Origin of the sequence: Gilvimarinus algae (assembly GCF_030518215.1) — a bacterium.
GTDB lineage: Bacteria > Pseudomonadota > Gammaproteobacteria > Pseudomonadales > Cellvibrionaceae > Gilvimarinus > Gilvimarinus algae.
In genome coordinates, this window is sequence record NZ_JAULRT010000062.1 from 560,849 (window position 1) to 574,923 (window position 14,075).

The following is a 14,075-nucleotide window of genomic DNA, read 5'->3' on the forward strand; positions in this document are numbered from 1 at the left end:
CACGTGCCCATCATAAAGGTGTGCGTGGTTTCTCGTAAACCGTATATCAGCTCTGAAAATTTCCAGGTCCCAGTCTTAGCGCTAAAAACACGCAGTTGAATTGGGTTGGGTTATGCTTTAGGCACCGTGTATATTGGTTTGAATTGGAGAGCGCTTCACCGATTATGAAACATTCTCGCTTTGCGGAAGAACTGTATCAGAAACTTACCAACGAAGAAGACGCGCGGGTCTGTAAGGCCATTGAAGAGCGCGCCTGTCGCGAGGTGCCTGGTAATTTTTTGTTGATGATTCTGAGTCACTTCCTGACCAAGTGTGGCGATACCCTCACCAATCCCAAAATTGTCATGCCCTGGGTGTTTCAGGCGGTGGCTGCGCCTGTGGCATTTATCGGTTTTTTGGTGCCCATTCGTGAGTCGGGCTCGCTGTTACCACAGCTGATGATCGCAGCGTTTGTGCGCGGGCGTGCCCTTAGAAAGTGGATCTGGGTATTGGGCAGTGTCTTGCAAGCAGGTGCTGTTTTAGCGATGGCTGGTACGGTGCTGACTCTTTCTGGTGCTCTGGCCGGCTGGACGCTGTTGGTACTACTGGTGGTGTTTTCGCTGGCGCGTGGTCTTTGTTCTGTGGCATCGAAGGATGTGCTCGGTAAGACCATTCCCAAGACGCGGCGCGGTCAGATTAACGGCTGGTCGGCGAGTGCAGCGGGATTGGTGACCGTAGTCTTTGCAGTATGGTTGTTTTTGCAGCGCGATCGGATTGAGTTCGGCCCTAGTGACTGTGCCCTTTTACTGGCGGTAGCTGGGGCTTTCTGGTTGCTTGCAGCGGTGGTGTACGCCATGATTCGGGAGTTTCCCGGCGCCACCAGCGGCGGGGCCAACGCTTTGGCAACAGCGTTTGGCTCACTTGGGCTGTTGGTTAAGGACAAACCCTTTCGCCGCTTTGTCATTACCCGGGCCATGCTCTTGTGTTCTGCTCTGACAGCTCCATACATCGTCGCCCTGGCCCAGCAGGAAGTGGGGACTGAGGCTTACATGCTGGGGTTGTTCTTATTGGCCTCAGGAGCTGCAAGCTTAATTTCAGCACCGGCATGGGGGCGCTTTGCAGATCGTTCCAGTCGTCTGGTCATTATGTTTGGTGCTGCCATGACAGCCAGTGTTGCGGCGAGCGTCGCCTTGGCTTTTTGGATGATGCCGGCAGTGCTGGCATTACCCTGGATGTTGCCGCTGGCCTACTTTTTTCTCGCATTGGCTCACCAAGGTGTGAGAGTCGGACGCAAGACCTATGTGGTGGATTTGGCCGAAGGCGATCAGCGCACCGACTACGTGGCCGTGAGCAACAGCGTTATCGGTGTGGTTTTACTGCTGCTCGGGGGTTCGGGCTGGATCGCCAGTGTGTTTGACATCGCCACGGCTATTGCGTTTTTGTCGACGCTGGGGGCGATGGGTGCATGGCTTGCCCGCTCTTTGCCAGAGGTTCAGTCTCGCCCCTGATCTCGCTGATGTGATAGCGGGGCCGGGCTTTGACTTCCTGGTAGAGCTTGGCCAGGTACTCACCGATAACACCGAGGCTCAGCAATTGCACGCTGCCGATAAACAACAGTGGTAGCAGAATAGAGGCCCAACCGGGAATGGCGTTGTCGGTGAAAAAACGTGTTATCAGGACCCACGCAATCAGCAGCATCGAAAGGGCGCTGGCGGTAATACCCAGCAGCGTAATGGCTCGCAGTGGCGCGGTGGAGAAGCTGGAAATGCCGTTCCAGGCCAGTGACAACATCTTGCGCAGCGGGTATTTGCTTTCACCGGCGAGCCGGCTCTGTCGGTCGTACTCGATAATGCTGGAGGTAAAGCCCACCTCGCGGACAATGCCGCGCAAAAACAACTGACTCTCACGATACTCCAGCAGCGCATTGAGCGCGCGCCGGGACATTAGGCGAAAATCAGCGTGGTTGAACACCAGATCCACACCCATGCGCCGCATCAGATAGTAATAGCCCTCGGCGGTAAAACGCTTAAAAAACGTGTCTGTTTTGCGTGCAGCCCGCACGCCGTAGACTACGTCTGAGCCTTTGTGAAACTCATCGACCATGCGTTCGATGTTGCTCGGATCGTCTTGCAGGTCGGCATCGATACTGACCACCATATCCTCAACCGTTGTCTCAAGTCCGGCGATTAGAGCGTTCTGGTGACCCCGGTTGCGCGAGAGTTTTATACCGACGACCTTTCCGCTGCTTGCGAGACTGGCCTGGTCGATTTGCTCCCAGGTGTTGTCGCGACTGCCATCGTCCACCAGATAGAGCTTGGATGTGTTGGAAATTTTTCCCTTCTCGATAAGTTCATCGAGAGTTGCCAGCAAAACCGGAAGGCTCTGCGGCAGCATGTCTTGCTCGTTGTAGCAGGGGACTACAATTGCCAAAGTTGCCGTTGCCATATGCGTTACCGATAGATCCAGAATTTGTGTAGTAGAAAATTACTTACCAAGGTGACCGCTGTGGCCAGCATTTGCGCCAGCACATAGTGGGGCATTAGCATATCCGCCAGGTAAAAAACCGCGGTGTTGAGCCCCAGGCCAATCGCGACCGTAACGGCAAATCGCAATGCCGACTCGCTGTGCTTTTGCGTCGCCTGAAAGGTGAAGTAGTAGTTGGCCAGGTAATTAAACACCGCCGATAAAGTAAAGGCAGCGGCGGATGCGGCCACGTTGGGCAAAATAGTCAGCTCTACCAGAAGGATCAGTAACAGATACTGCAAGACTGTTGCCGCGCCACCGACGAGCAGGAAGCGTCCGAACTGCAAGCGATACAGCCGGTGCAACCATTGTCCAACAGACGTGGTGCGCCCGTTGGTGGTTTTGGCAGAAGTCTCTGACACTGTGAAGTTCCCAAATGGCCCCTATTGCTGGACGGCGTTAAGGGGCACTGGTTATAGTTATAGCGTGCGATGCACGTTGCGTTTTATAACATTTAACCGGCGAGAGTGTAAGGCGCCGTTCACTGGAATACGAGGTACTTATGTCAGAGGAAAAGCTCGATCATCTCATTACCCGGTTACACGATTTGTTTGGTAATGACGAAGTGAGCCCGGCGCAACAGCGGTTAATGGCAGAGTTGGAGCGGCACACTCATGCGGCGGGTACGGCCGAAAGTCCAGACCCGCGACCGGTGGATACGCTTGAGGCTATGCTTGAGGATTTTGAAGAGGAGCACCCTCAGGTATCTGCGGTGCTCGGGGAGATCATCAACGCCCTGAGAAACATGGGCATGTAAACGCGACGATTGCCGCCTTGACGCGCGCCGCTTAGGCCCAGCCCACTGCGGCGCGGGCGCGCTCAATGTAGATATACTCCGCCCTGCCTGTAGCGGGGTGGCAGGCATGGCGCAAATGATGGTGATCCAGAGTCGAGCCCATGTACTCCCAGCACTGGCCGCCATTAATACACAGGTGATCCCCGCCGTTGATCTTATACAGCGAAAGTTCGTCCCACATTCTGGCCCATTCGGGGTGTGATACGTCCAGATATTCCATCGTTAGCATTGATCCAGTCTACTTATCCTCAAGTTATTTTCAACATTTCACTTTGTTTGTCAACTATAGCTCATAAACTGTTGATTTATATTATTTTTATGTGAGTTTGTATAGCTTTTATCGGCCGAAGAAAGTTATCTAATTGCGCATTTTAAAGAGAATTGTTCCCAGCTTCTGGCGACTTGATCGCAAAAAGCGTCAAAATGCCTGCTTGACCTTCACCTTACTGGAAGGTTTAGTATCCGGGTAAATGCTGATCGGGAGTTCGAAAATGAAAATCGGTGAAGCCGCCGAGGCCACGGGTCTGAGCCCCAAATCCATTCGCTACTACGAGTCTCTGGGACTCGTGTGCAGTGAGCGCCAGGAAAATGGCTACCGCTATTACAGTCCGGCGAATATCCGGCAACTGACCCTGGTGTCGCGCGCCCGCAAAGTGGGCTTTTCTCTCGAGGAGTGTCGCGAACTGCTGTTGCTGCAAAGTGATACCCGCCGGCACAGCGCCGCTGTAAAACGGGCGGTGGAGCACAAAATCGAGCAGTTGGATGAGCAGCTGAGCCATCTCAAGGCCATGCGCCAGACGCTGACCGAACTGGCTGTCCGCTGTCGCGGTGATGAGGCGCCCGAATGTGCCATTTTGCAAGGTTTAACCCGCGAGGATTCGGGAATGACCTTTACCCTTCTGGAGGACCATCATGAGTGAGCCGTGCCATAAAGACCCGGAACCCACACCGGCGCACAGCTGCTGTGCCCCCGCTGGCAACTTCAAGGGTAAGACGCGCCCGGACATCCTCCTATGGGGCTCGTTGATCGGTTGCGTGACTCTTTATCTGGCCTATTTTACTGGCGCGGTGGCGGAAGGCTGGTTGATGCACATGGCGCACGCCGTGTTTGAGCTGCTCAATACCATGTGGTGGGGGGTTGCCCTGGGGATTGTGTTTGTCGGGCTGCTCCATTTTGTGCCGCAGACATTGGTGGTTTCTCTGCTCGGCCGTGGAGGTTCATTGTCTGGTATTTTGCGGGCCACGGCGGCCGGCGTACTGCTTGATTTGTGCAGCCACGGCATTTTAATGGTGGGCATGAAGCTCTACCAAAAGGGCGCGAGCCTTGGCCAGGTAATGGCTTTCTTGATTGCCAGCCCCTGGAATTCGCTGTCGCTAACGCTGATTATGATTGCCTTGATCGGGGTACCCTGGACCCTCGCCTTTATTCTTTTGTCCATGGTGATTGCCGTGATCGCCGGATTGATTTTTGATCGGGCCGTCGCTGCACGACGCCTGGCCGACAACCCATACGGGCAGGACACTGACAGCGAGGCCCAACCCATCGCCCCCCAGCTTAAATCGCTGCTGGCGGATATTACCCTAAGGCCGCGAGCACTGGCGGCGGTGGGTCGCGAGGGGCTCAAGGGATCGCGCATGGTGATTCGCTGGTTGCTCTTCGGGGTGTTACTGGCCGCGGCCATTCGTGCGCTGGTACCCGCTGACGCCTTCGCCGACTGGTTCGGTCCGACCCTGCTGGGCTTATTGCTGACGACCGTCGCCGCTGCGATTATCGAGGTCTGTTCTGAGGGCTCAACCCCCATCGCCGCCGACTTGATGAATCGTGCCAAAGCCCCGGGCAACAGCTTCCTGTTTCTAATGGCCGGAGTGGCCACGGACTACACTGAGATTATGGTGATCAAAGACACCATGAAGTCCTGGAAGACCGCTCTGTTTCTGCCGTTGATTGTTCTGCCACAGGTGATTGTGGTGGCCTGGATACTCAATTTCTTCGCGCCCTGAACCCAGCCTGGCTTCAGTCGCCGACGGTAGTGTGCAGGCCGTTTGTAAGGTAGAATGCGCCGCTTTTGTACACCATTTGCGAGCACCCATGGAAATCAATCCGCACCTGACAGCCCTTAAAGACCTCAAGGCGCGCACCGACGTGCTTAGGGGGTATCTTTGACTACGATGCCAAGAAAGAGCGCCTGACAGAAGTCGAGCTCGAGCTCGGCGAACCTGACGTCTGGAACAACCCCGAGCGCGCCCAGGCTCTGGGCAAAGAGCGGTCGTCCCTCGAGGCCGTGGTAAAGACCATCGATGATCTGGACAGCGGCGTCAGTGACCTGACCGAGCTGCTGGAAATGGCCAAAGAGGAGAACGACGAGGACAGCCTGAATGATGTGATCGAAGAGATCACGGGGCTGGATGATCAGTTGCAGCTGCTGGAATTCCGTCGTATGTTCTCCGGCGAAATGGACGAAAACAGCGCCTACCTGGATATCCAGGCCGGCTCTGGTGGCACCGAGGCGCAGGATTGGGCCGAAATGGTGCTTCGTATGTATTTGCGCTGGGGCGAGGCCAAGGGCTTCAAGGCGACGCTGGAAGAGGCATCGGCGGGCGAGGTGGCTGGCATTAAAAGCGCTACCATTCGCTTTGAGGGCGAGTACGCCTTTGGCTGGCTGCGCACAGAAACCGGCGTTCACCGCCTGGTGCGCAAATCGCCGTTCGACTCGGGCAACCGGCGCCATACGTCTTTTTGCTCGGTGTTTGTGTCACCGGAAATTGACGACGACATTGAGATTGATATTAACCCGGCCGACGTGCGCACCGATACCTACCGTGCCTCGGGCGCCGGTGGCCAGCACATTAACAAGACCGATTCGGCTGTGCGTTTGACCCATGAGCCTACCAATACGGTTGTGCAGTGTCAGAGCGAGCGCTCGCAGCACTCCAACCGCGATAAAGCCTGGAAAATGCTGCGCGCCAAACTCTACGAGTTGGAAGTGCAAAAGCGCAACGCAGATAAGCAGGCTCTGGAAGACACCAAATCCGATATCGGCTGGGGCAGTCAAATCCGCTCCTACGTGCTGGATGATCAGCGCATCAAGGATTTGCGCACCGGTGTGCAAACCAGCAACTGCCAGAGCGTACTGGACGGGTCGCTGGATCAATTTATTGAAGCGAGCCTAAAGGCTGGACTCTAATCGAGATAAGTGACCCGCTATGACTGACGAGCAACTAAACGCACAGGAAGAAAACAAGCTGATCGCCGAGCGCCGCGCCAAGCTTGCGAGCATTCGCGAGCGCGGCAACGCCTTTCCCAACGACTTTCGCCGCACCGACGTCAGCGTTGATTTGCTGGCCGACTTTGGTGACAAGAGCAAAGAAGAGCTCGAGGCGCTGGACCATCAGGTCAGTGTCGCCGGACGCATTATGGCCAAGCGCGGTCCCTTTATGCTGATTCAGGACGGTGAGGGCAGCATTCAGTTTTACGCCTCAAAGGAGGTGCAAAACGCGATTAAAGACAGCGATGGCCAGTGGGATATTGGCGATATCGTCGGCGGTTCAGGGCCGCTGCACAAATCCGGCAAGGGTGATCTGTATGTGAACCTGAGCGAGTGGAAGCTGCTGACCAAATCCCTGCGGCCGCTGCCGGAAAAATATCACGGTCTGGCCGATCAGGAGCTGCGTTATCGTCAGCGCTACGTGGACTTGATCGTCAATCCCGAGGTGCGCAACACCTTCCGCCTGCGTTCAAAGTGCATCAGTTTTATTCGCAACTACCTGGACGGCCAGGGCTTTATGGAAGTGGAAACACCCATGCTGCAGGTGATCCCGGGCGGTGCCAGTGCGCGACCCTTTGTAACGCACCACAACGCGCTGGACATCGATATGTACCTGCGTATAGCGCCTGAGCTTTATCTCAAGCGCCTGGTGGTTGGCGGCTTCGAGCGAGTTTATGAAATCAACCGCAACTTCCGCAACGAGGGTTTGTCGACACGTCACAACCCTGAGTTCACCATGCTCGAGTTCTATCAGGCCTATGCCGATTATAACGACTTGATGGACCACACCGAAAACATGCTGCGCGGCATGTGCGAAAGCGTGGTAGGCAGCACCACCGTCCATTATCAGGGCAGTGAGTATGATTTTGCCAAGCCCTTCGCCCGTATCAGCGTCTTCGATTCGATTTTGCGGTACAACCCTGAACTTAATGCAGAGGATATTGCCGATCTTGAATCGGCCCGCAAGGTCGCGGAAAAGTTGCACATTCCGCTGAAAGACAGTTATGGGCTTGGCAAGGTGCAGATTGAGATTTTTGAAGCGACGGTGGAAGAAAAGCTCGATCAACCCACCTTTATCACCGAGTACCCCACGGAAGTCTCGCCACTGGCCCGGCGCAAAGACGACAATCCCTTTGTCACCGAGCGCTTTGAGTTTTTTGTCGGTGGCCGCGAAGTGGCCAATGGCTTCTCCGAGCTCAATGACGCCGAAGACCAAGCCGAGCGTTTTCGCGCACAGGTGGCCGAGAAGGATGCTGGCGATGATGAGGCCATGCACTATGACGCCGATTATGTTCGCGCCCTGGAATACGGCTTGCCGCCTACCGCGGGCGAGGGTATTGGCATCGACCGCCTGGTGATGCTCTTTGCCGATGCGCCGTCCATTCGCGACGTCTTGCTTTTTCCTCACATGCGCCCGGAGTAATCCGTGGCGCTGGGGGCAAGTGTTTACAAGGTCAATCTCAATCTGTCGGACACCGACCGGCATGTTTATCTGGATACCCGGCTGACGCTGGCCCGCCACCCCTCGGAAACCGAAGAGCGGATGATGGTGCGCCTGCTTGCGTGGTGTCTGCACGCGCACGATGATTTACTTTTCGGTAAAGGCCTGTCTACCGAGGATGAGCCCGATGTCTGGCAAGTTGATCCCTCCGGCGATATCCTCGAGTGGATTGAGGTGGGTCAACCGAGCTTGGATCGGCTTAAAAAAGCCCGCTCGCGATCCCGCCGGCAGTTTGTCTATAGTACCGGCCGCGGGCGTGATCAGTGGTGGCCGAGTGTGGCCAAAGAGTGCAATGCTATGGCCTCTCTCAGCGTGCGACATTTGGACGCTGACGAGGTGGCGGCGCTAGCCGATTTGGCCGAAAGGAACATGTCACTTTCCGTCTACATCAGCGAGGGGAGCGCGCTTTTCACAAGCGCTGATAAATCCCTTACCATTACCCCCCAACAGTAATTAACAAGGCGAGACAAGGCTATGAACATTGTCGATATTACTGCCGAAAATGCGCAACAGTATGTGATTGACGAGTCGTTTAAGCGGCTGGTTGTGGTGCAGTTTTGGTCGGGCCGCAGCGAGGGCTGCAAAGCTCTGATGCCCGTGCTTGAAACCATTGCCGGTGAATACCCGGGTGATTTGCTACTGGCCAAAATTAACACGGACCAGCAGCAAATGCTGGTGGCTCAGTTTGGTATTCAAAGCCTGCCGACGGTAATGATCATCAAAGACGGTCAGCCGGTGGACGGCTTTAGTGGCGTTCAGCCGGAGCCGCAAATCCGCGAGCTGCTGGAACCCTACCTGCCCAAAGCCTGGGAGGCCGACGTACTGGCCGCTAAGGCCTGGATGGATGAGGCCAACTACGCCGAGGCCCTCCCACTGCTGCGCCAGGCGCACGAAGTGTCCAATCAATTGCCCATGATTACCTGCCTGCTGGCGCTGTGTTATGCCGAAATGGGCCGGGTGGAAGAGGCTGAGGGCCTGCTGGCGACGGTAAAAATGGCCGATCAGGATGCCGTCTACCACCAGGCCCTTTCGGTGGTGGAGTTGAAAAAGCAGGCCGCCGACTCGCCCGAGCTGGAAAAGCTGCAGGCCGAGTACGCGGCCAATCCGGATAATTTGCAAGCCGCCTACGCTCTGGCGCTGCAAATGAACGAAGAGGGTCAGCACAAAAACGCCCTCGAGCTGTTGCTGGATATTTTCAAGCGCGATCGGGGCTTTAATGACGGCGCTGCCCGCAAAGCCATTACCGATATTCTCGCCGCCCTTGGCAAGGGTGATCCGCTGGCGGTTGAGTATCAGCGCAAGCTTTTTACCTTGCTCTACTGATGCGCCGCCCAATAGCACTTATGTGCCTGGCGCCGTTTGTAATGAGCGCCTGCACGCCTGAGCCGGAGTCCTCCGCGGGCATTACCCCGCCCGATTACTTGTCCATGGCGCAGGGGCAGGTTGTCCTCGAGCGGGACCAACTGAAAGTCACACTAACGCCGGGTGTCGGCGGGCGTATCGCGTCAGTGGTGTTCGCGGGCAAAGAAAGATTGATGACTGCCCAGGGGGCTGCCAACAGCAACAGCTGGGGCAATGTGCTCTGGACCAGCCCCCAGAGTGAGTGGGGGTGGCCGCCGCCAGCGGCGCTCGACTCGGAACCCTACCGCACGCAGCTCACAGAGCAGGGGGTTACCCTGGTTGGGGATGCAGACCCCGGGCTCAAGGTCGCGGCGAGCAAAAGCTACTCGCTGGGCAACACGGAAAACACTCTGGTTATCGACTACCAAATTCGCAACACCGGTGAAGAGACGGTGACACTGGCGCCCTGGGAAATTACCCGTTTACCCGCCGAGGGGCTGATCTTTTTCCCCAAAGGTGAAACGCCTTATACCACTGGTAATTTTTCCGGGCTGCCGTTTGCGGAAGCCGACGGCATCAGTTGGTATGAGTACCAGCGGGCCGATCTTACCGCCGAGCACCATAAGGTGATGACCGATGGCGAAGAGGGGTGGCTGGCCTATCAGTCTGATGATTATCTGTTCGTGAAGGTCTTTGAGAATGTACCGGCTGAACTCATGGCCCCCGGAGAAGGGGAAATTGAGTTTTATGCCAATGGCGCAGGGACCTATATAGAGCTAGAACAGCAGGGCTATCTGACAACCCTGATGCCCGGTGAGTCGCTCAGTTGGGAAGTCTTGTGGGTCTTCGCCACAGTGCCGGAAGATCTGGTTGGCGAGCACGGTGTGCTGGCTCAGCGCGCCCGGCAACTGGCCGGAGGCGCGCTGGCGCAGGCGGACTGATCAGTCCGCTTTGGCGTAGAGGTTAGCGTACTTCACGCCGTAAAACAGGATGTAGCCGTAGCACAGGGCCGGCAGCAGGAACGACAGCTGAATGCCAATGGTATCGGCCAGTACCCCCTGCAGCAGAGGCACAATAGCGCCGCCGACAATCGCGACACACAAAAGCCCTGAGCCCTGACTGGTCAGGCTGCCAAGCTTGTGCAGTGCCATGCTGAAAATGGTGGGAAACATAATCGAGTTGCACAAGCCCACGGCGATAATCGCCCACATGGCCAGTTTGCCGTCAAAGAACACCGCCGCCAACACCAGCGCAATGGCCGCTACGCAGTTAAAGGCCAGCACCTTGCCGGGCTGGACATGGCGCATGACCACAAAGCCGATAAACCGGCCGATCATGGCACCACCCCAATAAAAACTCACGTAGGCTGCGGCTTCGTGCTCCTTCATGCCAGCGATGTTTTCCTCGCCAAAGAAGTTCACCAAAAAGCTGCCAATGGCTACCTCGCCGCCCACGTACATGAAAATACCCAGGGCGCCAAGGATCAGATGGGGCTGCTTGAAAATAGAGCCTTTTTCACCCATATGCGCGGCATCTGACAGGTCGGCCGGGTCATTGTCGTGGGAGATTTGAGGCAGCTTCGCCAGTTTGAAAAACACCGCCAGAGCGATCAGCGAGCCGGCCAGCACCAGGTAGGGCATCTGCACGGCGGCGGCTTCTTTGGCTTTCATGGCCGCCACTTCCATTTCTGACAGGCTTTCGTGGTCGAGCACTTCGCCGGCGGCAGCGAGAATCAATAAGCCGCCAAGCGCCGGCGCGATGGTGGTGCCCAGCGAGTTAAAAGCCTGGGTCAGGTTCAATCGGCTCGAGGCGGTGCGTGCGGGCCCAAGCACCGTAACATAGGGGTTGGCCGCCACTTGCAGCACAGTGATGCCTGCCGCCAGGATAAAAAACGCGATCAGAAACACGGTGTAGGTGCTCATTGAAGCGGGGTAGAACAGGAAACAACCAAACCCGGCAATGACCAGACCGGTAACGGCGCCGTTCTGGTAGCCTATTTTCTTAATCAGCGATCCCGCGGGCAGAGATACCACCGCGTAAGCGAAGAAGAAGCAAAATTGCACCATCATCGCTTGGGTGTAGGTCAGGGTATAAACGTTTTTCAGGTGGGGAATCAGCACATCGTTCATGGCCGTCAGTAGGCCCCACATGAAGAACAAAATCGTGATAATAATCAGCGGGCCCGTGTAGTTTTCATCGGTATCGGTCGTTTGAGCGACACCAGCGCCGGTCGGAGCAGTTGCCATAGTTACACCTCGTAGGAAGAATCTGTTATGTCACCGCACTGGATGCGTGCCTTGCGGTTTGTTTGTTGTGTCAGGTGTGCCTTGTTGTTATGAGCCCTGGAGCGGACCTCTATTTAGCGCGGCTACTATAAAGCAAACTGACAGCGCTGTCAGCATAGCGCGCCGCCGCCGTTCCGGTTTTCAGGTAGAATGCCTTCTTTTTGCGCAGGAAGGACTCAGTGGCCAAGGCAACCATTGACGACGTCGCCGCTCTTGCCGGCGTCTCTATGAAAACCGTCTCGCGGGTAGTGAACAAAGAGCCCAATGTGCGAGCCAGCACCCGGGACAAGGTGCAGGCGGCCATTGCCGAGCTGGAGTATCGCCCCAGTCAGTCGGCCCGCTCGCTGGCAGCCAACCGCTCCTATGTGCTGGGGCTGCTCTACGATAACCCCAGCGCCAACTACGTGATTGATGTTCAGGAGGGGGCGCTCGAAACCTGCCGCCGCGCCGGTTACGACTTGCTCATTCACCCCTGTCGTCACGACGAGCCCAGTCTGGCCAGTGAAGTATTGTCGCTGGTGCGCCAGAGTCGGGTTGACGGGCTGATTCTGACGCCGCCGTTGTCTGATATTGCCGAGTTGGTCGAAGGGCTGGTGGCCGCCCAGGTGCCCTTTGTCCGGCTTTCGCCTACCGAGAACAAGCAGGCCTGCCCCTATGTGCAAACCAACGATCAGGAGGCGGCCTATGATATGACCTGCCAGTTGATCGAGCTCGGCCATGAGCGTATTGGTTTTATCGCCGGGCACCCGGACCACAAAGCGGTTGCAGAACGCTTCAAAGGCTACAGGGCTGCCTTGAAAGAGAGTCGGATCAAGCTGGATAAATCTCTTGTGGTGCAGGGCTACAACTCGTTTGAATCCGGTCGCGCGGGTGCCGCTCAACTCCTGGCGCTTGAGTCCAGGCCCACGGCGATTTTCGCCAGTAACGATGATATGGCCGCGGGCGTGATTATCGAGGCGCATCATCGGGGTATTGCCATCCCGCGCGAGCTGTCGGTAGCCGGCTTTGACGATACCCCCGTGGCTCACCAGATTTTCCCCTCTCTTACCACCGTCAGCCAGCCCATTGCCGATATGGCCAGTAAGGCCACGGAACTGCTGATCAAGCAGCTCAAGGGAAAAGCCGTGCAAATGCCGGCGGCGATTATGAGCTGTCGGATTCTGGTGCGCGAAAGCACTGGCAAGCTGGGCAAGTAATCTCAGCGCTTTTCCGGCAAGTGTGAACTTGTTTGGGCTCCATTCCGGTTGGTTTTTTGCCCACTGAGGTGGCCGCTAACCATCGATTGACGCAGCCACGGTGGTACTGCTACAAAGTGCCCGTTGCAGTGTTTTCTGCTGCTACTTTTCCTAGGTTGCTAGTACAAGGTGTCTATGATCTACGCTCTTTTGGCTGTGGTATTGGGGCTGGCGCTATTGGTGTGGAGCGCTGATCGCTTTGTCGACGGCGCTGCCGCTACCGCGCGCCACTTTGGTATGCCGGCGCTGTTGATTGGCATGGTGGTGGTGGGCTTTGGGACTTCCGCGCCCGAAATGGTGGTTTCAGCATTGGCGGCAGGGCAGGGTAACCCTGGCCTCGCGCTCGGCAACGCCTATGGTTCCAACATCACCAATATTGCGTTGATTCTTGGGTTGACCGCGCTGATCAGCCCGATTGTTGTGCACTCGCAGGTGCTGCGCAAAGAGTTGCCCATTTTGCTCGCGGTGACGGTGCTGGCGGCCTGGCAATTAACGGACGGTGATATTGATCGGGTCGACGCGCTGGTGCTTCTCGGCGTGTTTGTGGTGGTCATGGCCTGGACTATTTGGCAGGGCATGAAAAAGGCCAGCGACCCGCTCGGCGTGGAAATGGGGCAGGAGCTTGAGGCAAACGCCCTGCCCATCAAGCGTGCCGTCTTTTGGTTGGTGGCGGGTTTAGTGCTGCTGATCATCAGCTCGCGGATTCTGGTTTGGGGTGCGGTGTCGCTCGCGCAAAGCTTCGGCGTCAGCGACTTGATCATCGGCCTGACGGTGGTGGCAGTGGGCACGTCGCTGCCGGAGCTGGCATCGTCCATTCTCGCCATCCGCAAGGGCGAGCACGATCTCGCGCTGGGTAATGTACTTGGATCTAATTTGTTTAATACGTTGGCTGTGGTGGGTATAGCCGGTGTCATTCACCCCTTGGAGGTAGGGCCAGAGGTGCTTAGTCGCGACATGCTGGTTATGGCGGGTTTGACGGCCTCACTGTTTGTATTGGGCTATGGCTTTCGCAGGCAAGGTCGGATTAACCGCTTCGAAGGGGCGTTTTTACTGGCGTGTTATCTCGGTTACACCGCGTATCTGATTGCCGCTACCTTTGGCGGTTAGTAGTCCGACCTGTAAAGAGGCTTTGCCGGAGGCTCAAAGAAG

At 56.5% G+C, this 14,075-nt stretch carries 15 protein-coding genes; 11 read left to right on the plus strand and 4 right to left on the minus strand.

What is annotated here, in order from left to right:
- The first annotated feature begins 164 nt into the window (after nucleotides 1-164).
- Nucleotides 165-1,487, plus strand: coding sequence for an MFS transporter (locus tag QWI16_RS17295; protein ID WP_302715090.1), 1,323 nt, complete (start codon nucleotides 165-167; stop codon nucleotides 1,485-1,487).
- Here QWI16_RS17295 and QWI16_RS17300 read toward each other — a convergent pair.
- Nucleotides 1,408-2,424: a glycosyltransferase family 2 protein gene (locus QWI16_RS17300; protein WP_302715092.1), complete on the minus strand. Its 1,017-nt coding sequence runs from the start codon at nucleotides 2,422-2,424 to the stop codon at nucleotides 1,408-1,410. The two genes, QWI16_RS17295 and QWI16_RS17300, sit on opposite strands and share 80 nt — an antisense overlap.
- 5 nt (nucleotides 2,425-2,429) lie before the next feature.
- On the minus strand, nucleotides 2,430-2,864 hold the full coding sequence (locus QWI16_RS17305; RefSeq protein ID WP_302715095.1) for a GtrA family protein: 435 nt from the start codon (nucleotides 2,862-2,864) through the stop codon (nucleotides 2,430-2,432).
- Between the two features lie 140 nt (nucleotides 2,865-3,004).
- On the opposite strand from QWI16_RS17305, the gene QWI16_RS17310 reads away from it, so the two are divergent.
- Entirely contained in the window at nucleotides 3,005-3,259 is a 255-nt protein-coding gene (locus tag QWI16_RS17310) for a DUF4404 family protein (protein ID WP_302715096.1), read from the plus strand.
- A gap of 31 nt (nucleotides 3,260-3,290) precedes the next feature.
- Here the strand turns inward: QWI16_RS17310 and QWI16_RS17315 are convergent, their stop codons facing one another.
- The gene (locus QWI16_RS17315) at nucleotides 3,291-3,527 is read right to left on the minus strand and encodes a 4-diphosphocytidyl-2C-methyl-D-erythritol kinase (RefSeq protein WP_368045305.1); all 237 of its coding nucleotides are present in this window, start codon (nucleotides 3,525-3,527) and stop codon (nucleotides 3,291-3,293) included.
- A gap of 262 nt (nucleotides 3,528-3,789) precedes the next feature.
- Here QWI16_RS17315 and QWI16_RS17320 point away from each other — a divergent pair, with 262 nt between their 5' ends.
- The 7 genes from QWI16_RS17320 to QWI16_RS17350 all read left to right on the plus strand — a co-directional run bounded on the left by QWI16_RS17320 (nucleotide 3,790) and on the right by QWI16_RS17350 (nucleotide 10,347).
- Nucleotides 3,790-4,218 (plus strand): MerR family transcriptional regulator, encoded by a 429-nt coding sequence (locus tag QWI16_RS17320; RefSeq protein ID WP_302715097.1) that lies wholly within the window; start codon nucleotides 3,790-3,792, stop codon nucleotides 4,216-4,218.
- Complete coding sequence (locus QWI16_RS17325) at nucleotides 4,211-5,299, plus strand: permease (RefSeq protein ID WP_302715098.1); 1,089 nt, start codon at nucleotides 4,211-4,213, stop codon at nucleotides 5,297-5,299. The genes QWI16_RS17320 and QWI16_RS17325 overlap by 8 nt, the downstream gene beginning before the upstream one ends.
- 88 nt (nucleotides 5,300-5,387) lie before the next feature.
- Nucleotides 5,388-6,483, plus strand: a protein-coding gene (prfB, locus tag QWI16_RS17330) for a peptide chain release factor 2 (protein WP_302715100.1) whose coding sequence is annotated in 2 segments (ribosomal slippage) — nucleotides 5,388-5,459 and nucleotides 5,461-6,483 — 1,095 coding nt in all. Because the reading frame shifts where the segments join, the coding sequence is not laid out codon by codon here.
- Nucleotides 6,484-6,502: 19 nt separating this feature from the next.
- Nucleotides 6,503-7,987, plus strand: a complete 1,485-nt coding sequence (gene lysS / locus QWI16_RS17335) for a lysine--tRNA ligase (protein WP_302715101.1) — start codon at nucleotides 6,503-6,505, stop codon at nucleotides 7,985-7,987.
- 3 nt (nucleotides 7,988-7,990) lie between these two features.
- A complete protein-coding gene (locus QWI16_RS17340; RefSeq protein WP_302715102.1) occupies nucleotides 7,991-8,518 on the plus strand; it encodes a YaeQ family protein in 528 nt (175 codons plus the stop codon).
- Nucleotides 8,519-8,539: 21 nt separating this feature from the next.
- Complete coding sequence (locus QWI16_RS17345; RefSeq protein ID WP_302715103.1) at nucleotides 8,540-9,388, plus strand: thioredoxin family protein; 849 nt, start codon at nucleotides 8,540-8,542, stop codon at nucleotides 9,386-9,388.
- Between the two features lie 41 nt (nucleotides 9,389-9,429).
- Nucleotides 9,430-10,347, plus strand: coding sequence for a DUF4380 domain-containing protein (locus QWI16_RS17350; RefSeq protein ID WP_302715104.1), 918 nt, complete (start codon nucleotides 9,430-9,432; stop codon nucleotides 10,345-10,347).
- On the opposite strand, the gene fucP is transcribed toward QWI16_RS17350, so the two are convergent.
- Nucleotides 10,348-11,652, minus strand: a complete 1,305-nt coding sequence (fucP, locus tag QWI16_RS17355; protein ID WP_302715107.1) for an L-fucose:H+ symporter permease — start codon at nucleotides 11,650-11,652, stop codon at nucleotides 10,348-10,350.
- Nucleotides 11,653-11,870: 218 nt separating this feature from the next.
- On the opposite strand from fucP, the gene QWI16_RS17360 reads away from it, so the two are divergent.
- Nucleotides 11,871-12,887, plus strand: a complete 1,017-nt coding sequence (locus QWI16_RS17360; RefSeq protein WP_302715108.1) for a LacI family DNA-binding transcriptional regulator — start codon at nucleotides 11,871-11,873, stop codon at nucleotides 12,885-12,887.
- A gap of 174 nt (nucleotides 12,888-13,061) precedes the next feature.
- A complete protein-coding gene (locus QWI16_RS17365) occupies nucleotides 13,062-14,033 on the plus strand; it encodes a calcium/sodium antiporter (RefSeq protein WP_302715110.1) in 972 nt (323 codons plus the stop codon).
- The last annotated feature ends 42 nt before the right edge of the window (nucleotides 14,034-14,075 follow it).

Coding starts and splice junctions, on each gene's coding strand:
- QWI16_RS17325 (WP_302715098.1), top strand. CDS start 4,211: ATGAGTGAGCCGTGCCATAAAGACCCGGAACCCACACCGGCGCACAGC.
- fucP (WP_302715107.1), bottom strand. CDS start 11,652: ATGGCAACTGCTCCGACCGGCGCTGGTGTCGCTCAAACGACCGATACC.
- QWI16_RS17345 (WP_302715103.1), top strand. CDS start 8,540: ATGAACATTGTCGATATTACTGCCGAAAATGCGCAACAGTATGTGATT.
- QWI16_RS17300 (WP_302715092.1), bottom strand. CDS start 2,424: ATGGCAACGGCAACTTTGGCAATTGTAGTCCCCTGCTACAACGAGCAA.
- QWI16_RS17295 (WP_302715090.1), top strand. CDS start 165: ATGAAACATTCTCGCTTTGCGGAAGAACTGTATCAGAAACTTACCAAC.
- QWI16_RS17310 (WP_302715096.1), top strand. CDS start 3,005: ATGTCAGAGGAAAAGCTCGATCATCTCATTACCCGGTTACACGATTTG.
- QWI16_RS17350 (WP_302715104.1), top strand. CDS start 9,430: ATGAGCGCCTGCACGCCTGAGCCGGAGTCCTCCGCGGGCATTACCCCG.
- QWI16_RS17365 (WP_302715110.1), top strand. CDS start 13,062: ATGATCTACGCTCTTTTGGCTGTGGTATTGGGGCTGGCGCTATTGGTG.
- QWI16_RS17320 (WP_302715097.1), top strand. CDS start 3,790: ATGAAAATCGGTGAAGCCGCCGAGGCCACGGGTCTGAGCCCCAAATCC.
- QWI16_RS17315 (WP_368045305.1), bottom strand. CDS start 3,527: ATGCTAACGATGGAATATCTGGACGTATCACACCCCGAATGGGCCAGA.
- lysS (WP_302715101.1), top strand. CDS start 6,503: ATGACTGACGAGCAACTAAACGCACAGGAAGAAAACAAGCTGATCGCC.